The sequence below is a fragment of the Oharaeibacter diazotrophicus genome (assembly GCF_004362745.1).
GTDB lineage: Bacteria > Pseudomonadota > Alphaproteobacteria > Rhizobiales > Pleomorphomonadaceae > Oharaeibacter > Oharaeibacter diazotrophicus.
Map to the genome: position 1 here is coordinate 1,090,612 of NZ_SNXY01000006.1, position 19,557 is coordinate 1,110,168.

20 protein-coding genes are annotated in these 19,557 nt (G+C 71.3%); 14 read left to right on the top strand and 6 right to left on the bottom strand.

The window, feature by feature from the left end; translation table 11 throughout:
* Positions 1–207 precede the first annotated feature (207 nt).
* Positions 208–696, top strand: a complete 489-nt coding sequence (locus tag EDD54_RS05135) for a nucleoside deaminase (RefSeq protein ID WP_126535963.1) — start codon at positions 208–210, stop codon at positions 694–696.
* A 51-nt stretch (positions 697–747) separates the two neighbouring features.
* On the opposite strand, the gene EDD54_RS05140 is transcribed toward EDD54_RS05135, so the two are convergent.
* Positions 748–2,100, bottom strand: coding sequence for a glucosaminidase domain-containing protein (locus EDD54_RS05140; protein ID WP_126535962.1), 1,353 nt, complete (start codon positions 2,098–2,100; stop codon positions 748–750).
* A gap of 238 nt (positions 2,101–2,338) precedes the next feature.
* Positions 2,339–3,316 (bottom strand): LysR family transcriptional regulator, encoded by a 978-nt coding sequence (locus tag EDD54_RS05145; RefSeq protein ID WP_245515644.1) that lies wholly within the window; start codon positions 3,314–3,316, stop codon positions 2,339–2,341.
* Positions 3,317–3,502: 186 nt separating this feature from the next.
* On the opposite strand from EDD54_RS05145, the gene EDD54_RS05150 reads away from it, so the two are divergent.
* From EDD54_RS05150 to EDD54_RS05210, 13 genes are all read left to right on the top strand, one after another.
* Positions 3,503–5,605 (top strand): oxidoreductase, encoded by a 2,103-nt coding sequence (locus EDD54_RS05150; RefSeq protein WP_126535958.1) that lies wholly within the window; start codon positions 3,503–3,505, stop codon positions 5,603–5,605.
* Entirely contained in the window at positions 5,602–6,819 is a 1,218-nt protein-coding gene (gene argE / locus EDD54_RS05155) for an acetylornithine deacetylase (RefSeq protein WP_126535956.1), read from the top strand. Before EDD54_RS05150 ends, argE begins: the two co-directional genes overlap by 4 nt.
* 90 nt (positions 6,820–6,909) lie before the next feature.
* Positions 6,910–8,433 carry a 4-hydroxyphenylacetate 3-hydroxylase family protein gene (locus EDD54_RS05160; RefSeq protein ID WP_126535954.1) on the top strand — a complete coding sequence of 508 codons (1,524 nt, stop codon included), beginning with the start codon at positions 6,910–6,912 and terminating at the stop codon, positions 8,431–8,433.
* A gap of 29 nt (positions 8,434–8,462) precedes the next feature.
* Positions 8,463–9,011, top strand: a complete 549-nt coding sequence (locus EDD54_RS05165; protein ID WP_126535952.1) for a flavin reductase family protein — start codon at positions 8,463–8,465, stop codon at positions 9,009–9,011.
* Between the two features lie 4 nt (positions 9,012–9,015).
* Entirely contained in the window at positions 9,016–9,447 is a 432-nt protein-coding gene (locus EDD54_RS05170; RefSeq protein ID WP_126535950.1) for a RidA family protein, read from the top strand.
* A complete protein-coding gene (locus EDD54_RS05175; protein ID WP_126535948.1) occupies positions 9,444–10,118 on the top strand; it encodes a DUF1028 domain-containing protein in 675 nt (224 codons plus the stop codon). Before EDD54_RS05170 ends, EDD54_RS05175 begins: the two co-directional genes overlap by 4 nt.
* Positions 10,119–10,243: 125 nt before the next feature.
* On the top strand, positions 10,244–11,188 hold the full coding sequence (locus EDD54_RS05180) for a LysR family transcriptional regulator (RefSeq protein WP_126535946.1): 945 nt from the start codon (positions 10,244–10,246) through the stop codon (positions 11,186–11,188).
* A 197-nt stretch (positions 11,189–11,385) separates the two neighbouring features.
* On the top strand, positions 11,386–12,363 hold the full coding sequence (locus tag EDD54_RS05185) for an ABC transporter substrate-binding protein (RefSeq protein WP_126535944.1): 978 nt from the start codon (positions 11,386–11,388) through the stop codon (positions 12,361–12,363).
* Between the two features lie 68 nt (positions 12,364–12,431).
* Entirely contained in the window at positions 12,432–13,232 is an 801-nt protein-coding gene (locus EDD54_RS05190) for an ABC transporter permease (protein WP_126535942.1), read from the top strand.
* A gap of 2 nt (positions 13,233–13,234) precedes the next feature.
* The gene (locus EDD54_RS05195) at positions 13,235–14,038 is read left to right on the top strand and encodes an ABC transporter ATP-binding protein (protein WP_245515645.1); all 804 of its coding nucleotides are present in this window, start codon (positions 13,235–13,237) and stop codon (positions 14,036–14,038) included.
* Positions 14,039–14,155: 117 nt separating this feature from the next.
* Entirely contained in the window at positions 14,156–16,225 is a 2,070-nt protein-coding gene (locus tag EDD54_RS05200) for an oxidoreductase (protein ID WP_126535940.1), read from the top strand.
* 126 nt (positions 16,226–16,351) lie between these two features.
* Positions 16,352–16,744: a thioredoxin family protein gene (locus EDD54_RS05205; RefSeq protein WP_126535938.1), complete on the top strand. Its 393-nt coding sequence runs from the start codon at positions 16,352–16,354 to the stop codon at positions 16,742–16,744.
* Positions 16,745–16,751: 7 nt separating this feature from the next.
* Positions 16,752–17,462: a cytochrome c biogenesis CcdA family protein gene (locus EDD54_RS05210; RefSeq protein ID WP_126535936.1), complete on the top strand. Its 711-nt coding sequence runs from the start codon at positions 16,752–16,754 to the stop codon at positions 17,460–17,462.
* A gap of 185 nt (positions 17,463–17,647) precedes the next feature.
* On the opposite strand, the gene EDD54_RS05215 is transcribed toward EDD54_RS05210, so the two are convergent.
* From EDD54_RS05215 to EDD54_RS05230, 4 genes are read right to left on the bottom strand one after another with little or no spacing between them, the layout of a single operon-like run.
* On the bottom strand, positions 17,648–17,905 hold the full coding sequence (locus EDD54_RS05215; RefSeq protein WP_126535934.1) for a hypothetical protein: 258 nt from the start codon (positions 17,903–17,905) through the stop codon (positions 17,648–17,650).
* Complete coding sequence (locus EDD54_RS05220; RefSeq protein ID WP_126535932.1) at positions 17,902–18,189, bottom strand: hypothetical protein; 288 nt, start codon at positions 18,187–18,189, stop codon at positions 17,902–17,904. The genes EDD54_RS05215 and EDD54_RS05220 overlap by 4 nt, the downstream gene beginning before the upstream one ends.
* Before the next feature lie 45 nt (positions 18,190–18,234).
* Positions 18,235–19,023, bottom strand: coding sequence for an anti-sigma factor family protein (locus tag EDD54_RS05225; protein WP_126535930.1), 789 nt, complete (start codon positions 19,021–19,023; stop codon positions 18,235–18,237).
* Positions 19,010–19,540 carry a sigma-70 family RNA polymerase sigma factor gene (locus tag EDD54_RS05230; protein ID WP_126535928.1) on the bottom strand — a complete coding sequence of 177 codons (531 nt, stop codon included), beginning with the start codon at positions 19,538–19,540 and terminating at the stop codon, positions 19,010–19,012. The genes EDD54_RS05225 and EDD54_RS05230 overlap by 14 nt, the downstream gene beginning before the upstream one ends.
* Between the last annotated feature and the right edge of the window lie 17 nt (positions 19,541–19,557).

The window sequence follows — 19,557 nt, forward strand, 5'->3', positions numbered from 1 at the left end:
CGGTTCGTTCCGGTGGAGGGATCATCCGCCCAAGACGCGGGCATGCCCATAAAGGCAGCGTAATACTCCTCATAGGGCGGAACCGTACCGGCCGGGCCGCGGCGCATTTCCGGCCGCGCCGTCGCTCCGTTGCCCGGGTCGTCGCCTTGACCGGAACAGGCGTGGCGCCGCACCATCGCGACGACGCACCCCGCCGGAGACGCCGCCATGGCACCGCCCGACCTCGACCACGCCCGCTATCTCCGCCTCGCCTTCGCGGTCGCAGAGCGTGCGGCGGTGGACGGCGGCCATCCGTTCGGCTGCATCCTGGTCGGCGGCGACGGCAGCGTGCTGATGGAGCAGGGCAACGCCTACCACCCGCACCACGACATGACCGGCCACGCCGAACGCGTGATCGCGACCCGCGCCTCGCAGGCCCATCGCCCCGCCGAACTCGCCGACGCCACGGTCTACACCTCGGCCGAACCCTGCGCGATGTGCGCCGGCGCGATCTACTGGGCCGGCATCGGCCGCGTCGTCTACGGCCTGTCGGAGCACCGCCTCGGCACCATCACCGGCGACCACCCGGAGAACCCGACGCTCGACCTGCCCTGCCGCACCGTCTTCGCGGCCGGCCGTCGCCCGGTCGAGGTGATCGGCCCCATGCTCGAGGACGAAGCCGCCGCCCCGCACGAACGCTTCTGGGCGGCGCGGTAAAGGAGGTGCAACAAATGTGAAGATGGGACCGGTGCACTCATTCGACGGCGTTCACTCGATGACGCCGGCCTTCTTCGCAGCGATCGCCTTCGCGGAGATCAACTGGTTGCGATCACTCGTCCACGCTTCCTGGTACAGCTTCCGCACCACGTCGAGCCACCGCACGTCGCCGTCCTCACCGACATCCTCGAGACCGCCGGCAACTCTATAGTGGTACCGCGTCGTCGACGCGACGCGGGCAAATTTTCGCGCCTTCAGAGCAGCTTCGTCGCTGTGGTCGTCGGAATCGCAGCCACCGGATGCGGGCGGAAGTTGCTTCGGGCGGCGCGCAGTCGTGATCGTGACACCGTCGCGGAACAGGAAACAGTAGTTGCCGTCGCCGGCAGGCTCCGGAATATAGCCCGAGACGGGAAAGACCCCCATGCTGGAGGCGGTTTGGATCTCCTTGACGAGATAGTCGACACACGCCACGCCCTTCTTGGCGCCAGCATCACGGCAAGCCGTAGCGATCCACCGGGCGAGCTTGGTCTTGTCTGGATTGAGCATATGCGTCGACACGATCGCACCGACGTCACTGTAGCGGCAGAGCGTGACCGGAAACCCCTCCCATCCCGGGCGGTCCGTCTCCGGCGCATCGCAGGAACCATTCCAGGGTTTCACCTTGGCCAGGGCGTGCTCGAGGAGAGCGTCGGCGGCACCGGACGCGGCCGGCACGACCGTCGCGACGGCCGGTGCGACCGTGGGTCGGGCGGCGGTCGGGTCGTTCCGATGCAGCAGCGACGCAAGTCGGAACAGGTTGCGCTCGGCGGAGAGTGCGTCGGACGGTCGAACCGGGTCGTTCATCACTCTGGTCACGCTCCGAACATACGCCTCCGGCCGCCAGTTGTAGGGATTGGCGATCCGCTCCAGCCAGAGCCGGGTAGCTTCGGTCGGGTCCGCGCCGGCGGCCACGGTCCTTCGATAGGCGCGCGATGCTTCGTGATAGTAGTCAAGCGTCGATAGCTTCATTGCGACGAAATCGACCGATTCCTCCAGACTGTCGAAGACGACGTATTTGTTGTTGATATCCTCGGGAGGCTGGCACGAAAGAACATAGGCGGCCCGCCCGCCGGCCGAGCGATCCGAATAGTATTTCCACCCGAAATAATTCTTCGCCTCCAGCGCCGTCCTGGTCCAGCCGTAGCCGGACTCGACGATCGCCATTGCGGCGATAGCAGGCGCGGGCACGCCGTATTTCTTTTCCGCCGCGACGGCGGCGGCGCCGGCAGCGGCGACGAAGTCAGCCTTTTCTTGGTCGCTTGGATGACCCGGCCGCGGATCGTAGCAGCCCCACTCCTGTGCCGCCGATGGTGAGGCGGCCAACCATGCGATGAAGACGATCAGAGCTGGCAATATCGGTCGCATCGCTTCCGCCTCCCCGGACGACAAACCGATGAGGATGCTAAGAGGCTCGCTGCCCGCATGCAACTTACAAATGAAGATTGGTCATCGCAGTCTTTCGCTACGTCGCACTCTGCCACCACCCTTGCGGGACAGCGCCAGAGCCATCTCAAGGTTGAGTACAATAGACAGAAACACCCGATTGGATCTGGATTGCCGGACGGCGCGGAAACATGAAACGACTTGCTCGGCGCGACGCGCCCTACTCCGCCGCGTCGAGCACCGCGCCGCCGCCGATCTCGGCGAGTTCGTGGACGCGCAAATCCGCGGCGATTTCCTTGACGAGTTGACGCAGCCAGCCGTGCGCGGGCGAGTGGTGCTTGCACTCGTGCCAGAGCAGGTAGAACTCCATCCGTCCGAGTTCGGCCGGGGCGTCGAGGAGACGGAAGTCGCCGCCGCGGGCGATCTGTTCGGCGAAGGGCGCGCCGGTGGTGAAGACGAGGTCGGAACCGGCCAGCACCTGCGGCACCATCGCGAATTCCGGGATCGACACCGCGATGCGCCGGCGCAGCCCGAGTTCGAGCAGGCGGCCGTCGATCGGGCTGAGGTTCAGCACCTCGCCCGAGGTCGGCGACAGGTGGCTCTCGGCGAGATAGCGCGCGAGCGCCAGCGGGCCGCGCTCGCGGGCGAGCGGGTGGCCGGCGGCGACGACGCAGCGGATCGGCGTCGTCAACAGCGGAACGGTGCGCAACTGTTCCGGCGGGTTCGGCCAGTTGCCGATCACGAGGTCGATCGAGCCGTCGGCGAGGTGGCCCATCATCTCGCCGTGGGGGAGCATCGGCACCGCCTCGACCGTGGCGTGCGGCGCCTCGCGGGCAAGTGCCCGGAAAATGCGCGGCAGGAAGACCGCCCCGAGGCAGTTGGCGGCGACGAGGCGGAAGCGCCGGTCCGAGCGCGACGGGTCGAAGCGCGGCGGCGGCGCGAGATGGCTGTCGATGTCGGCGAGCAGACGGCGCACGGTGTCGCGCAGCTCGAGGCCGCGCTCGGTCGGCACCAAGTTGGCGCCGGCGCGCACCAGGATCGGGTCGCCGATCAGCTCGCGCAGCCGCTTCAGCGCGAGGCTGACGGTGGGCTGGGTCTGGCCGAGGATCTCGGCCGTGCGCGACACGCTGCACTCGGTGACGAGCAGCAGCAGCGTGCGCATCAGGCGGACGTCGAGGGCGCCGTTGACGGTCTGCACGGGCGATCCTTCCCTCCGGGGCCGAAAGCCGGTTGCCGTCGCCCGCTTCGCAGGATCCGTGCCAGATGGGCCCGCACCGGCTGCATCGCCCGCGCCGAAGCCCTTCATCGGCAAAAGCGAATTGGCGGGTGCGCCGGCGGCTCCCTACTCTCGGCGGCACCGACCGGAGAGGAGAGCTTCGCCGCCATGACCCGCGACGCCCGCTACGACGTGCTGTTCGACCCGGTCCGGATCGGCCCGGTCACCACGAAGAACCGCTTCTATCAGGTGCCGCACTGCAACGGCATGGGCTACCGCGACCCGACCTCCCACGCCGCCATGCGCGCCATCAAGGCCGAGGGCGGCTGGGGCGTCGTCTGCACCGAGCAGGTCGAGATCCACCCGACCGGCGACATCGGCCCGTTCATCGAGCTGCGCAACTGGTCGGACCAGGACGTGCCCGCCCTCGCCCGCGTCGCCGAGGCGATCCACGCCCACGGCGCGCTCGCCGGCCTGCAACTCGCCCACAACGGCATGAACGCGCCGAACCTGACCTCGCGCGAGATCCCGTTCGGCCCGGCGGACCTGCCGGTGTTCTCGGTCTTCAACGATCCCGTCCAGGCCCGCGCCATGGACAAGGCCGACATCCGGGCGCTGCGCCACTGGCACCGCTCGGCGGCGCTGCGCACGAAGAACGCCGGCTACGACCTCACCTACGTCTACGCCGGCAAGCTGTTCGGCGGGGCGATGTTCTTCCTGTCGCGCCGCTTCAACCAGCGCACCGACGAATACGGCGGCTCGCTCGAGAACCGCTGCCGGCTCCTGAAGGAGCTGCTCGAGGACACGAAGGACGCCGTCGGCGACACCATGGCGGTGGCCTGCCGGATCTCGGTCGACGAGCTTATGGGCGAGGAGGGCATCCACGCGGCCGAGGCCCAGGACATCGTCGGACACCTCGCCGAACTGCCCGACCTCTGGGACCTCACCCTGTCGTCCTGGGACAACGACAGCCAGACCTCGCGCTTCGCCGACGAGGCCTACCAGGAGCCCTTCGTCACCGGCATCAAGAAGCTGACCACCAAGCCGGTCGTCGGCGTCGGCCGCTTCACCTCGCCGGACACCATGGTGCGCATGGTGCGCCAGGGCATCCTCGACCTGATCGGCGCCGCCCGGCCCTCGATCGCCGACCCGTTCCTGCCGAAGAAGATCGAGGACGGCCGGCTCGAGGAGATCCGCGAGTGCATCGGCTGCAACATCTGCGTCTCCGGCGACCACACCATGTCGCCGATCCGCTGCACCCAGAACCCGGCGATGGGCGAGGAATGGCGCCGCGGCTGGCATCCCGAGCGGATCCGCCCGCGCGAGAGCGAGGGCCGCGTGCTGGTGGTCGGCGCCGGCCCCGCCGGCCTCGAGGCGGCGATGATGCTCGGCCGGCGCGGCTACGAGGTTGCGCTCGCCGAGGCGACGCGCGATCTCGGCGGTCGCCTCGTCGGCGAGCGGCGGCTGCCGGGCCTGTCGGCCTGGGGCCGTGTCGTCGATTACCGCGTCGGCCGGATCGCCGACATGGCCGACGTGGAGGTCTACCGCGAGAGCCGGCTGACCGCCGAGGACGTGCTCGGCTTCGGATTCGACCACGTCGCGGTCGCGACCGGCGCGCGCTGGCGCGCCGACGGCGTCGGCCGCCGCATCCTCCGGCCGCTGCCGGTCGCCGAGGGCGCCGCCGTGCTGACGCCGGACGACCTGATCGCCGGCCGCCGCCCGCCCGCCGGTCCGGTCGTGATCTTCGACGACGACCATTACTACATGGGAGGCGTGCTCGCCGAACTCCTCGTGCGCGAGGGCCGGGCGGTGACGCTGGTGACACCGACCGGCGAAGCGTCGTCCTGGATGGAGATGACCATGGAACAGCACAAGGTGCAGGCGCGCCTGCTCGAGCTCGGCGTCGAGATCGTGCCGCACCGCGTGCTCGCCGCGATCGGCGCCGACGCGGTCGACCTCGCCTGCGCCTACACCGGCCGGGTCGTCCACCGCGAGGCGGCGTCGGTGGTGCTGGTGACGGCCCGACTGCCCGAGAAGGGCCTCGCCGACGACCTCGAGGCCCGCAGCGACGCCTTCGCCGACGCCGGCCTGAAGTCGGTGACGCGCATCGGCGACGCCCTCGCCCCCGGCACCATCGCCGCCGCGGTCTGGGCCGGCCGGCGCTACGCCGAGGAACTCGACGCCCCGCCGCGCGGCCTCGACGACCTGCCCTACCGCCGCGAGGTCGCCGAACTCGCCGCCGGCCCCCTACCCTGGCGGACACCGGCATGACCGCCGGGTCGCTACCCGGCGCCGGGTCACCATCCGGCGCGGCGCCCGACCTCGGCGCGGCGCTCGGCCTGCTCGACCGTCTCGTCGCTTTCCCGACCGTCAGCCGCGACGGCAACCTCGACCTGATCCGCTGGGTCGCGGACCGGCTCGCCGAGGCCGGGATCGCGGCACGGCTCTACCCGGCCCCCTCCGGCGACCGCGCGAGCCTTTTCGCCACCATCGGCCCGCCCGGCGCCGGCGGCGTCGTGCTCTCCGGCCACACCGACGTGGTGCCGGTGACCGGACAGGCGTGGACGTCCGACCCGTTCCGCCTCCGGGCCGACGGCGGCCGGCTGCACGGCCGCGGCACCGCCGACATGAAGGGATTCGTCGCATGCGCGATCGAAGCGGCGACGGCCGCCGCGGGAAGGCGGCTCGCCCGGCCGCTCCATCTGGCGCTCTCCTACGACGAGGAGATCGGCTGCGTCGGCGTCCGGCCGATGCTGGCCGACCTCGCCGCGGCCGGGCTGTCGCCGGGGCTGGTGCTGGTCGGCGAGCCTACGTCGATGACGGTCGCGACCGGCCACAAGGGCAAGCTCGCCGCCCGCGCGCTCTGTCGCGGCCACGCCGCCCACTCCGCCCTCGCTCCGACCGGCCTCAACGCCATCCATCTCGCCGCCGACTTCGTGGCGGCGCTGCGCGCCGAGCAGGCCGCCTTGGAGGCCGAGGGCGCGCGCGATCCCGGCTACGACGTGCCCTACACCACCGTCCACGCCGGGCTGATCGCCGGCGGCACGGCGCTCAACATCGTGCCGGACGCCGCCGGCGTCGACTTCGAGATCCGCGACGTCGCGGCCGCGGAGTCCCGCGCCGTTCTGGACCGTCTGTTCGCGGCGGCCGAGCGCATCTCGGCGCCGGGCCGGACGCGTTTTCCGGAGACGGGGATCGCCCTCACCGTCGAGAACGCCTATCCCGGGCTCGACACCGACCGCGCCGGCACCGCCGCCCGCACCGCGGCCGCCCTCGCCGGCACCGGCTTCTCCAAGGTCGCCTTCGGCACCGAGGGCGGGCTGTTCGTCGAGGCGCTCGGGGCGCCGGTGGTGGTGTGCGGGCCGGGCTCGATGGACCAGGGCCACAAGCCCGACGAGTTCGTGACCGCCGCCGACCTTTCCGCCTGCCGGGCGATGCTCGCCCGTCTGGTCGACCGGCTCGGCGACGGCGCGGCTTCGGAATAGCCGAAGCAGAATTTCCGAAAGCCATAATTTCGCGAAGCATGCCGCACTGCCAACAATGGCGCCACGCACGACATCTCGGAGGCCAGGACCATGATCCGCACCGGCGCTGACTACATCGAATCGATCCGCGACGGTCGCGCGGTCTACGTCGGCGGCGAGAAGGTGAAGGACGTCGCGTCCCACCCGATGTTCAAGCCGCTGGTCGACATCCGCGCCCGCTTCTACGACATGCAGCACGACCCGCGCACCCGCCACCTCATGGCCTACGAGGAGGACGGCGAGTGGAACGGCATCGGCAACAAGCTGCCGCTGACCCAGGGCGACTGGTGGGACAAGCGCCGCGCCACCGACACCCTGCTCGAGGAGGTCGGCGGCGTCGTCACCCGCGTCGGCGACGAGACCGTCGGCGAGATGTGGTCGCTGTTCGACGGCCAGGACGTCCTCAACGAGGTCGACCCGCAGTTCTCCGCCAATATCCGCAACCACATCCAGCGCGTGCTGAAGGCCGACCCGTTCCACGTCTCGGCCAACACCGATCCGAAGGGCGACCGCTCCAAGCCGCCGCAGGACCAGGACCCGGACATGCTGCTGCACGTCGTCCGCGAGACCGACGCCGGCATCGTCGTCCGCGGCGCCAAGTACGAGACCGCGGCGGCCTACGCCAACCAGGCCTTCACCAAGCCGACCATCGCCAACTGGGGCAACGCCGCCTATTCCGACTATGCCGTCGGCTTCATCTGCGACCTCGGCTCGCCCGGCCTGAAGTTCATCTGCCGCACCGGCTTCGCCGGCCGCGCCCCGGCCGACGACTACCCGCTGTCGAACAGCTTCGACGAGGTCGACACCCTCGTCATCTTCGACGACGTGCTGATTCCCTGGGAGAACGTGCTGTTCTACCGCCACACCAGGGCGGCGATGTTCATCCGGGCCACCCTGCACCGCTACTCCGCCTTCGCCTTCGTGCAGCGCAACCTCAAGCTCGCCGACATGATGATCGGCGCGGCGCTGTTCAACGCCCGCCAGACCGGTCTCGACAAGCAGCAGGCGGTGCAGGAGAAGCTCGCCCAGCTCGCCGTCTACCGCGAGGGCATCAACGCTCATCTCACCGCGGCAATCGCGCTGTCCGAGCGCTCGCCGGGCGGACTGATGATGCCGAACCAGTCGCTGCTCTACACCGGCCGCGTGCTCGCCTGCTCGCAGCTGCACGAGATGATGCACATCGCCCGCGAGCTCTGCGGCGGCCAGATCTGCGTCACCCCGGACAAGGCCGCCTTCGACGCGCCCGAGACCAAGCCCTGGCTCGACAAGTTCTACACGATCAACTCCGAGTGGATCGCCGACGACCGCCGCAAGCTGCTCGCCTTCGCCCGCGACATGCTGAACTCGGACTACGCCGGCCACCGGCTGACCTTCCAGCTGTTCGCCCAGTCGCCGCCCTTCGCGCACCTCGCCGCGGTCTACCGGAACTTCGACTGGGATGGTCCGCTCGACTTCGTCCGCAAGGCCGCCGGCCTCTCCGAGAACGTCCTCGGCAAGGTGACGCGCGCGCCCGGCGACAGCGCGGTCAGCCAGTGGTTCAACACCACCCCGCCGAGCCGTCAGGCGGCCGAGTGAGCCGGACCGGCGCCCCGGGGAGAACCGCCATGGCCACCGCCGACCTCGCCGTCCCGCCCGCGGACGGCCTCCGCCGCGACTTCCTGCAGGCGATGAGTCTGGCCGCCTGCACGGTCGCCGTCGTCACCACCGACGGGCCGGCGGGGCGCTTCGGCGTCACCGTCTCGGCGATGTCGTCGGTGTCGGCGGACGGGCCGGCGCCGACGCTGCTTGTCTGCGTCCACCATCTCTCGCCCGCCGCCGCCGCGATCCTCGCCAACGGCGCCTTCTGCGTGAACGTGCTGCGCGACGACCAGTCGGCCGTCTCCGACGCCTTCGCCGGCCGCGGCCCGGTGCCCGGCGGCGACAAGTTCGCCGCCGCCGCCTGGACGCCCGGCGCCGTCGGCGCGCCCCGCATCGCCGGCGCGCTCGCCTGGTTCGACTGCCGGCTCGCCGCCGGCGAGCGGGTCGGCACCCACCACGTCCTGTTCGGCGCCGTCGCGGCGATCGGCACGGCCGGCCCGGGCGCGCCGCTGCTCTACGCCAACCGCGGCTACGGCACGCCCGTGCCGCTGCCGCAAACCGCCCTCGGAGCCTGACGCCATGGCCGTCCACAAGCGCATCCGCATGTTCAACACCCGGGACACCTACCCGGAACAGAAGCTCGACAACGACCTCTGCCAGACCGTCGTCGCCCGCGGCACCATGGTGTTCGTGCGCGGCCAGATCGGCCAGGACCTCGACACCACCGAGAGCGTGGCGATCGGCGACGCCGCCGGGCAGGCCGAGAAGGCGATGGCCAACGTCGAGATGCTGCTGAAGGAGGCCGGCTCGCGGCTCGAGCACATCACCAAGATCACCATCTACCTGATCGACCCGCGCTACCGCGAGGCGGTCTACCGGGTGGTCGGGCGCTGGCTGAAGGGGGTGTTCCCGGTCTCCACCGGCATCGTGGTCTCCGCCCTCGCCCGGCCGGAGTGGCTGGTCGAGATCGACGTCATCGCCGTCATCCCCGACGCGGACGACACCGAATGACCTTCTCGATCGCGGCGCGCTGCGCCCGCACCGGCCGCTTCGGCATCGCCATCGCGTCGTCGTCGCCGGCGGTGGCGGCGCGCTGCGCCCACGCCCGCGCCGTGGCCGGCGTCGTCGCCAGCCAGAACGTGACCGACCCCGCGCTCGGCCAACGCGGTCTCGCGCTGCTCGCCGAGGGGCGGTCGGCGCGCGAGACGCTCGACGCCCTGCTCGACGGCTATCCCCACGCGGCTTGGCGCCAGCTCGCGATCGTCGACCGCGCGGGGCGCACCGCCACCTTCTCCGGCGCGGCCGCGCTCGGCGTCCACGCCACGGCGGAGGGCGAGGGTTGCGTCGCCGCCGGCAACCTGCTCGCCGACCCCGGCGTGCCGGCCGCGATGGTCGCGGCCTTCGAGGCGGCCGAGGGCGCCCTGCCCGACCGTCTGCTCGCGGCGATGGCCGCCGCGGTGGCGCTCGGCGGCGAGGCCGGACCGATCCACTCGGCCGGTCTCCTGATGGTGGACCAGGTGTCCTGGCCGGTCGCGGACCTGCGCGTCGACTGGCACGACGACGACCCCGTCGGCGCCCTTTCCGCGCTCTGGGCGCTCTACGCCCCGCAGCTCGACGCCTACGTCACCCGCGCGCTAGACCCGGGCGAAGCCCCCCGCTTCGGCGTCGCCGGCGATCCCTGAGGGGGCGGCGATGGCGTAGCCTTCTCTCCTTGCGGGAGAAGGAGATCCCCTCCCCCTTCCCCGCCGGCTCCGCGGCGTCGTAGGGTCGGCGCCGTCGTCGCCGGCCCCCGGAGCCCTGGAGAGAGATGCGCTTCACGCTGCGCCAGCTCGAGTATTTCATCGCCGCCGGCGAGACCGGCAGCATCACGCAGGCGTCCGAGCGCATCAACATCTCGCAGCCGTCGATCTCGACCGCGATCTCCCAGCTCGAGCAGGAGTTCGACGTCCAGCTGTTCATCCGCCACCACGCCCAGGGCCTGTCGCTGACGCCGGTCGGCCGCACCATGCTGATCGAGGCCAAGCGCCTCGTCGAGCAGGCGACGGCGCTCTACTCGGTGGCAGTCGAGTCGCGCGAGGAGGTCCGCGGCCTGCTGAACGTCGGCTGCCTGACCACGCTGGCGCCGATGATCCTGCCCGAGCTCGCGATCTCCTTCGCCGGCGGCTTCCCGCGGGCCGGCATCCGCCCGCACACAGAGCATCAGGAGAAGCTGCTCGACGGCCTCTACCGCGCCGCCATCGACGTCGCGATCACCTACGACCTCCAGATTCCCCAGGAGATGGAGTTCACCCCGCTGGTCGACCTGCCGGTCCACGCCGTCGTCGGCGAGAGCCACCCGCTCGCCCGCCATTCCGCGGTGACGCTGGCCGAACTCGCCGAACTGCCGCTGATCCTGCTCGACCTGCCGCTCAGCGCCGAGTATTTCACCGCGCTGTTCCTGAAGGAGGGCCTGCAGCCCAACGTCGCCTTCCGCATGGCCCAGCCGGACGTGATCCGCACCATGGTCGCCAACGGCTACGGCTACACCCTCGCCAACGTCACGCCGCGCTCCGACCTCGCCCTCGACGGCCGCCGCGTCGTCCGCGTCCGCCTCGCCGGCGAGCACCGCCCGATGACGATCGGCCTCGTGACGCTGCAGCAGTTGCGCAAGTCGCGCCTGCTGTCGGCCTTCCTGAACCACGCCCGCTCGTTCATTTCCGACGCCTACATTCCGGGCATGGTCGCCCCCGCGATGGGCAACCGCCGGATTTGAGCGGCGCCGTCCGCCTGCCGGATGGGCAGGCCCGCTGATTAGGCTGAGCCTAAGCAGAAACACGAAATTCCGTGGTTCAGCCTAGGCAGGAACCGTGGTTTGCTCACCCTGCCCAACAGGACGGCCGTTCGGGAGCCGTGCGCGGGACCATGCGTCGCGACACGCCGCCGAGGCCCGAAAACAAACGGGGGATCAGCATGTCCGTGTCGTCTCGCCTTCGCGCCGCCGCGCTCGCCGCCGGCCTCGCCCTCCTCGCAGCCCCCGCGGCCGAGGCCGGCACCATCAAGCTCGGCATGACCACCTGGGTCGGATACGGCCCGCTCTTCCTGGCCCGCGACCTCGGCTACTTCAAGGAGAAGGGTCTCGACGTCGAGCTCGACATCATCGAGGAGGCCTCGCTCTACATGGCGGCCGTCGCCAGCGGCGAGCTGCAGGGCAACGCCTCCACGATCGACGAGATCATGAAGTACCGCACGCCCGAGAACTGCTTCAAGGCGGTCTACGCGCTGGACGACAGCCACGGCGGCGACGGCATCCTCGCCCCGGCCGACGTCGCCTCGATCGCCGACCTCAAGGGTCGCGAGGTCGCGATGAACGAGGGCTCGGTCAGCCAGTTCTGGTTCTCGATCCTCCTGAAGCAGGCCGGTCTGACCGAGAAGGACGTCTCGATCACCAACATGACCGCCGACGACGCCGCGGCCGCCTTCATGGCCGACCGCATCCCGGTCGCGGTCACCTGGGAGCCGCACCTGACGCTGGCCAAGAAGGAGAACAAGGGCAAGGTCCTGATCTCCTCCGCCGAGACCCCGGGCCTGATCGTCGACGTGGTGTCGCTGCGCTGCGACGTGATCGCCAACCAGGCCGACGACGTCAAGGCGCTGGTCGAGGGCCTCTACAAGGCCAACGAGTACATCAAGACCAACCCTGACGACGCCTACGCGATCATGGCCAAGGGCGTCGGCGGCTGGCTGTCCGACCCGAAGGACTTCGCCGCCTCCGCGGCCGGCGTCAACTTCTACGGCAGGGAGCGCAACGCCGAGTTCTTCGGCGGCGGCGCCGCCGGCGAGGCCGGCAAGCTGGTCGCCCTCGGCGGCGAGATCTGGGGCGGCCTCGGCAAGCTCAAGATGGACGTCAAGTACGACGACCTCGTCGACACCTCCTTCCTGGCGAAGTGACCGTCCCGCGGCGGCGGCCCGAACGGCCGCCGCCGCCCCTCGCCCCGGAACCGGACCAGACGCAGGCGATGTCGGACAGATCCCTCCTCAAGACCGTGTCGGTGCCCTTCGGCACCATTCCGTCCACCCTCGTCGTCGCCCTCGGTGCGGCCGTCTGGGTGATCGTGATCGCCGGCTGGGTGCTGCTCACCTACGGCGGCCTCGTGCCGAAGATGTTCCTGCCGACGCCCGGCCTCGTGCTCGGCACCGCCGGCCGCCTCGCCGCCGACGGCACCTTGTGGGAGCACACTTTCGCCAGTGCGCAGGTGGTGCTGATCGGCTTCGTGATCTCGTCGGTGGTGGCGGTTCCGCTCGGCCTCGCCATGGGCACCTACCGCGCGGTCCAGGCCTTCCTCGACCCGCTCGTGAACTTCATCCGCTATCTGCCGGTGACGTCTTTCGTTCCGCTGTTCATCCTGTGGATCGGCATCGGCCTCGACCAGCGCGTCTCGATCATCGTGTTCGGCATTTTCTTCCAGCAGTTGGTGATGATCGCCGACGCCGCCCGCTCGGTCCCGCGCGACCTCGTCAACGCCGCCTACACCCTCGGCACCCGCCGCTCCGAGACGGTCGGCCACATCGTCTTCCCGGCGACGCTGCCGGCGGTGCTCGACGTGCTGCGCGTCACCATCGGCTGGGCCTGGACCTATCTGGTGGTCGCCGAGTTGGTGGCGGCCAAGTCGGGCCTCGGCTACATCTCGCTGAAGGCGATGCGCGGCTTCCAGGTCGACGTCATCTTCCTCGCCATCGCCATGATCGGCATCCTCGGCCTCCTGACCGACCAGATGTTCCGCGTGGCCCGCCGCGTCGTGGCCCCTTGGGCGAAATGACCATGCTCATGAAGACCCCCTCCACCGTCGCCGCTTCCGCCGCCGACATTGCCGTCGAGGGCGTCAGCCTGCGCTACGGCACGGGTGCCACCTCGGTACTGGCGCTCGACGGCATCTCGCTCGACGTCGCCCGCAACGAGTTCGCCGTCATCGTCGGCCCGTCCGGCTGCGGCAAGTCGAGCCTGCTCTACCTGATCGCCGGCCTCGAGCAGCGCACCGGCGGCACCATCCGTGTCGGCGGCCGCGTCATCGACGAGCCGGGCGCCGACCGCGGCATGGTGTTCCAGGCCTACACCCTGTTCCCCTGGCTCACCGTGGCGCAGAACGTCGAATACGGCCCGAAGCGCCGCGGCCTGCCGGCCGGCGAGCGGCGCGCGCTGGTCGACCACTATCTCGCCGAGGTCGGCCTCGCCGGCTTCCGCGACCACTATCCCGCCCAGCTCTCGGGCGGCATGAAGCAGCGCGTCGCCATCGCCCGCGCGCTCGCCAACGATCCCGCCGTGCTCCTGATGGACGAGCCCTTCGGCGCGCTCGACAGCCAGACCCGCCACCAGATGCAGCAGCTGCTGCTCCGGGTCTGGGACCACAGCCACAAGACCGTGCTGTTCGTCACCCACGACATCGACGAGGCGATCCTGCTCGCCGACCGGGTCTTCGTCATGTCCGGCCGGCCCGGCCAGATCCGCAAGGTCATTCCGGTCGGCTTCGACCGGCCGCGCTCGCTCGACCTCGTCATGGAGCCCGGCTTCATCGCGCTGAAGCGCGAGATCCTGACGCTCCTGAAGGCCGACGGCGAGGACCACTGACGGAACACGGCGCCGAGGACCGGAGGACCCGCCGGCGCGGAGCGCCGGCGGCGGGACCCGCGCGCGCGGCGCGCGCAGATCAATAACGAAGAAACGTCACACCCGGAGGAAGCCGCCGTGCGCGACCCGCGTTACGACATCCTGTTCGAGCCCGTGCGGATCGGGCCGCTCACCGCCAAGAACCGGTTCTACCAGGTGCCGCACTGCAACGGTGGCGGCTACCGCGACCCGTCGGCGGCGGCGGAGATGCGCGGCGTCAAGGCCGAAGGCGGCTGGGGGGTGATCTTCACCGAGCAGACCGAGATGCACCACACCTCTGAGATCACGCCCTTCATCGAGCTCCGGCTCTGGGAGGACCAGGACATCCCCTCGATCGCCCGCATGGCCGAGCGGATGAAGACCCACGGCGCCCTCGCCGGCATCCAGCTCGCGTATTCGGGGATCAACGGCCCGAACATGTACACCAAGGAGGTGCCGCTCGCGCCCTCCGCGCTGCCGATCCGCACCTTCACCAACGACCCCGTCCAGGCCCGCGCGCTCGACCGCCGCGACATCGCCGACCTCCGGCGCTGGTTCGTCAACGCCGCCCGGCGCTGCCGCACGGCGGGCTTCGACCTGATCTGCCTCTACGGCGCCCACGGCTTCGGCATCTTCCAGCACTTCCTGTCGCGCGCCACCAACCAGCGCAGCGACGAATACGGCGGCAGCCTCGAGAACCGCTCGCGCTTCGTGCGCGAGGTCGTCGCCGACATCCGCGACGCCGTCGGCGACACCATGGCGATCACGCTGCGCGTCTCGCTCGACGAGACCATCGGCGACCTCGGCTTCTCCAACGCCGAGGTCCGCGACTTCGTCGCCCTCAATGCCGACCTGCCCGACCTCTGGGACCTCGCCCACGGCACCTGGGAGGACTGCTCCGGCCCGTCGCGCTTCAAGGAGGAGGCGGCGCAGGAGGCGCTGGTGAAGGGCATTCGCGACCTCACCGGCAAGCCGGTGGTCGGCGTCGGCCGTTTCACCTCGCCGGACACCATGGTGCGCATGGTGCGCCAGGGCGTGCTCGACTTCGTCGGCTGCGCCCGCCCCTCGATCGCCGACCCGTTCCTGCCCCTGAAGGTGGAGGAGGGCCGGATCGAGGACATCCGCGAGTGCATCGGCTGCAACATCTGCGTCACCGGCGACATGATCCAGGGCATGGGCCGCTGCACGCAGAACCCGACCTGGATGGAGGAGTGGCGGCGCGGCTGGCATCCCGAGCGGATGAACCCGAAGGGCCCGAGCGAGCGCGTGCTGATCGTCGGCTCCGGCCCGGCCGGACTCGAGGCCGCGCTCGGCCTCGCCCGCCGGGGCTACGAGGTGGCGGTGGCCGAGGCCCGCGAGAGCTTCGGCGGCCGCGTCGCCCGCGAGCGGCTGCTGCCCGGCCTCTCCGCCTGGGGCCGCGTCGCCGACTACCGGCTCTACCAGCTCGGACAGCTCGGCAACGTCTCGCTCTATCCGGCCTCGCCGCTGACGGCCGACGACATCCTCGGCTTCGGCTTCGAGCACGTCTGCCTCGCCACCGGTTCGCACTGGCGCGCCGACGGCGTCGCCCGCCAGCACGTGGTGCAGATACCGCGCGAAGGCGCCCTGCCCGTCTTCACGCCGGACGACGTCATGGACGGCCGACTGCCCACCGGCACCGTGGTCGTCTACGACGACGACCACTACTACATGGGCGGCGTGATCGCCGAGCTGCTCGCCGCACGCGGCTGCAACGTCACCCTGGTGACGCCGGCGCCCTACGTCTCGGACTGGTCGCGCAACACGCTCGAACAGGGCGCCGTCCACCGCCGGCTCGCCGCGGCCGGCGTCGCGATCGTGCTCAACACCGGCGTAGCCGCCCTCCAGGCCGACGGCGTCGAGACCAATTGCGCCTACACCGACGCCCGTGGCCGGATCACCTGCGACGCCGTCGTCCTGGTCGCCTCGCGCCGCTCGGAAACCGCCGTACACGACGAGCTCCGCGCCCGCGCCGACGAGTGGGCCGACGCCGGCCTGCGTTCGCTCGCGCTGATCGGCGACGCCGCCGCGCCGGCGCCGATCGCCTGGGCCACCTTCGCCGGCCACCGCTACGCCCGCGATCTCGACGGCCCCGACCGCGGCGACGCCCTGCCCTTCCGCCGCGAGGTGACTGCGCTCGCCCCGGCGTGACGGCCGGGACCCGCGATCACGGCGCTGTCGCGAAAGCGTGAAATGCACGGTGGTAACGGCGTGCTCCCCCGACGCGTCCAAGCGTCGGCCGTCCGTGCGGGCGGCCGTGTTCCAGGGGAGACGACCATGATCCATCGCCGTCAGTTGCTCGCCGTCGCCGCCGCGGCGCTCGCCGCGTCCACCCTCGCCGCGCGCGCCGAGGTCGGCACGCCCTTCACGCCGGAGGCCTTCGCCGCCGCGACCGCCACGGGCAAGCCCGTGCTGGTCGACGTCACCGCGAGCTGGTGCCCGGTCTGCAAGGCGCAGCACCCGGTGATCGAGAGCCTGAAGGCCCGCCCGGAGTTCGCCGACCTTGTCGTCCTCGCCGTCGATTTCGACAGCCAGAAGGACGTGCTGCGCTCCTTCGGCGCCCAGCGCCAGAGCACGCTGATCGTCTTCCGCGGCACCACCGAGACCGGCCGTTCGATCGGCGACACCGATCCGGCGTCGATCGAGGCCCTGCTCCGCAGCGCGATCTGAGGCCGCCATGCCCGGCTTCGGATTCCTCGCCGGCGTGCTGTCGGTGCTGTCGCCCTGCGTGCTGCCGCTTTTGCCGCTGCTGCTAGGCGCGGCGGCGTCGCAGCACCGGCTCGGACCGGTGGCGCTCGCGGGCGGCCTCGCGCTGTCCTTCACCGCGATCGGCCTGTTCGTGGCGACCGTCGGCTTCGCGATCGGCCTCGACGCCGACGTGTTCCGCGCGGTCTCGGCGTTCCTCTTGGTGGCGCTCGGGATCGTCCTGGCGGTCCCGGCGGCGCAGACGCGCCTCGCCGCCGCCGCCGGCCCGGTCGGCGACTGGACGGAGCGCCGCTTCGGCGGCTTCTCCACCGACGGCGTCGGCGGCCAGTTCGCCCTCGGCCTTCTGCTCGGGGCGGTGTGGAGCCCCTGCGTCGGCCCGACGCTCGGCGCGGCCTCCCTGATGGCGGCCCGCGGCGAGAACCTCGGCATGGTCGCCCTCACCATGGCGGCCTTCGGCCTCGGCGCCGGCCTGCCGCTCGCGGCGATGGGATACCTCTCGCGCGATCGGCTGGTCCGGATGCGCGGGCGGATGCTGTCGGCGGGAAAGGGCGCGAAGACGCTGCTCGGCCTCGCCCTGGCGGCGGCCGGCGTCGCCATCCTCACGGGGGCGGACAAGGCGTTGGAGGCCCGTCTGGTCGAGATCGGGCCGGATTGGCTGACGCGGCTGACGACCTCGATCTGAGGCCGCGCGGCATCGGGGGCGAAAAAGGGGGGGGGGACGGACCGGACGCGGCCCGGCCCTCCCGTGCCTGCCGCGAGCCCGGTCCGCCCGGGCGTGCGCGCCGGCGCCCTCCCCGGCGACCGGTGACCGCGCTCGCACCTCGTCGGAACGGGGCCGCGCATCCACGCGGTCCCGTTCCCGCGTCCTCAGCAGGCGATGCGGTAGCCGTCGACGAAGACGGCGCCCGGCTCCTCCGGACCGTCGTGCGGTCCGAGATCCTCCAGCGCGAGCGGCGCGGAGGAGCCGGCGAACCGGGGATCGTCGTCCCCGGGGTGGAGCGCGCGGCGGATCGCCGCCGAAGCGTCGACCTCCGACCCGGCGACGACCAGGACGATCCGCCCGGCGGGGTGGACGCCGCTCGTGGCGGCGTCCGGGCGGAGTTCGTAGAGGTGCAGCGCGCTCATGCCGCGGCGTCGCGACCGACGTCGCCGCCGCGCGGGCGGAAGTCGACCCGCCGGCGGGAGCGGCCGAGCGGGGTCTCGAAGGTCACGAGGACCGCCTCGATCCTGTCGAGCGCGTTCGGATCGGTGTCCTCGAGGCTCTGCAGCGCGAGGGCGACGAAGTCCTCGGACAGCCGGTCGGGGCGATAGAGCACGACCTCGCGCGGCGCCGCGGTGTCGTCGAAGCTGATCCCGACGTCGGTGCCGAGGGCGGCCTGGAGGTGGTTGGCGATGATGGACGCGGTCATGGATCCTCCGTTCGTTTCATCGTCGTTGTTGTCGTCGCGCGGCGGTCAACCCCGTTCCCGGGACGAGGGTTTCCTGCGCGTCGCCACTTCGATGCCGTCGGCGACCGACTTCAGTCGGGTCGGGGCGACGGCGCCCATCAGGGCGTAGGCGGTTCCACCGCTCTGCCAGTAGACCGTCGGCACGGCGTCGTCCGGCGCCGGGGTCGGCGGCACCGCCCCCTCGACGTCCATCGGCGCCGCCACCAGGGTGACCGCCCCGAGAACCGGGCTCTCGGCGGTCACCACCACGCTCGGCCGCCCGTTGAACGGCTGCACCTGGACACCGAGCACCCGCCAGTTCGCCGGCAGTTTGGGCATCTCGACGTCGGTGACGGCCTCCAGGCGGTCGATCTTGCGGGCGATCGGCTCGCCCGGGGCCTGCGGTCCGGTGTCGAGCGCGGCGACCCGGAGCGCTTCGCGGGCGGCGTCGACGAAGCGGGCGTCGGCCACCGTGGCCGGCGTCTCCCGCATCGGCTGCGTCGCCGAATTCAGTCCCCAGCCGAGCGCTACGCAAGCGACCGCGGCCGCGGCGCGGCGCGCCATCGGCGCGTGGACGTGGGCCTTCAGCCGGCGCTGCAGCCTCAGCGCCTGGCGCTGGCTCTCGTCCGACCAGCGGCCGGGCCCGGCCTGACCGCGGCGCAGCGCCTCCGTCAGCGCCGTCTCCTCCTCGAGCAGGCTCGCCAGTTCGCGGTCGCGCGCGGCGAGATCCTCGATCTCGGCACGGCGCATCGGCGCCATCTCGCCGTCGACATAGGCGGCGATCTCGATCTCGTCGGGCCGGTCAGTCCCGTTCATCGGTCCCTCCCACGACTCTCAACTTCGGGCCGACCGCGGCGCCGCCGTAGCCGACCCGCGCCTTCAGCGCGGCCCGGCCGCGGGCGAGCCGCGACATCACCGTTCCCACCGGAACCCCCAGCGTCTCCGCGGCGTCGGCATAGGTGAAGCCCAGCACCGCGACCAGCTGCAGCACCTCGCGCTGGTCGGGCGGCAGGCCCTCGAACGCCCGCATCACCTTGGCGAGGTCGACCCGGTCCTCCTGCGACGGCAACGCCGTCTCGTCGTCCGGGATCGCACCGTGGATGCGGTCGCGCTCGGCGGCGGAGCGCCGGCGCGACGACAGGAAGGTGTTGCGCATCACCACCACCAGCCAGTTCAGGAGCGGCCGGGTCGCGTCGTAGGAGCCCGACAGCCGGATCGCCCGCGCGAGGCTCTCCTGCAACAGGTCGTCCGCGTCGGCGTCGTCGCGCGTCAATACGCGGGCGTAGCGCCACAGGGCGTCGAGGTGCGGGGTGACGTCGATGTCGATCCTCATGACCAAGCTACCGCCCC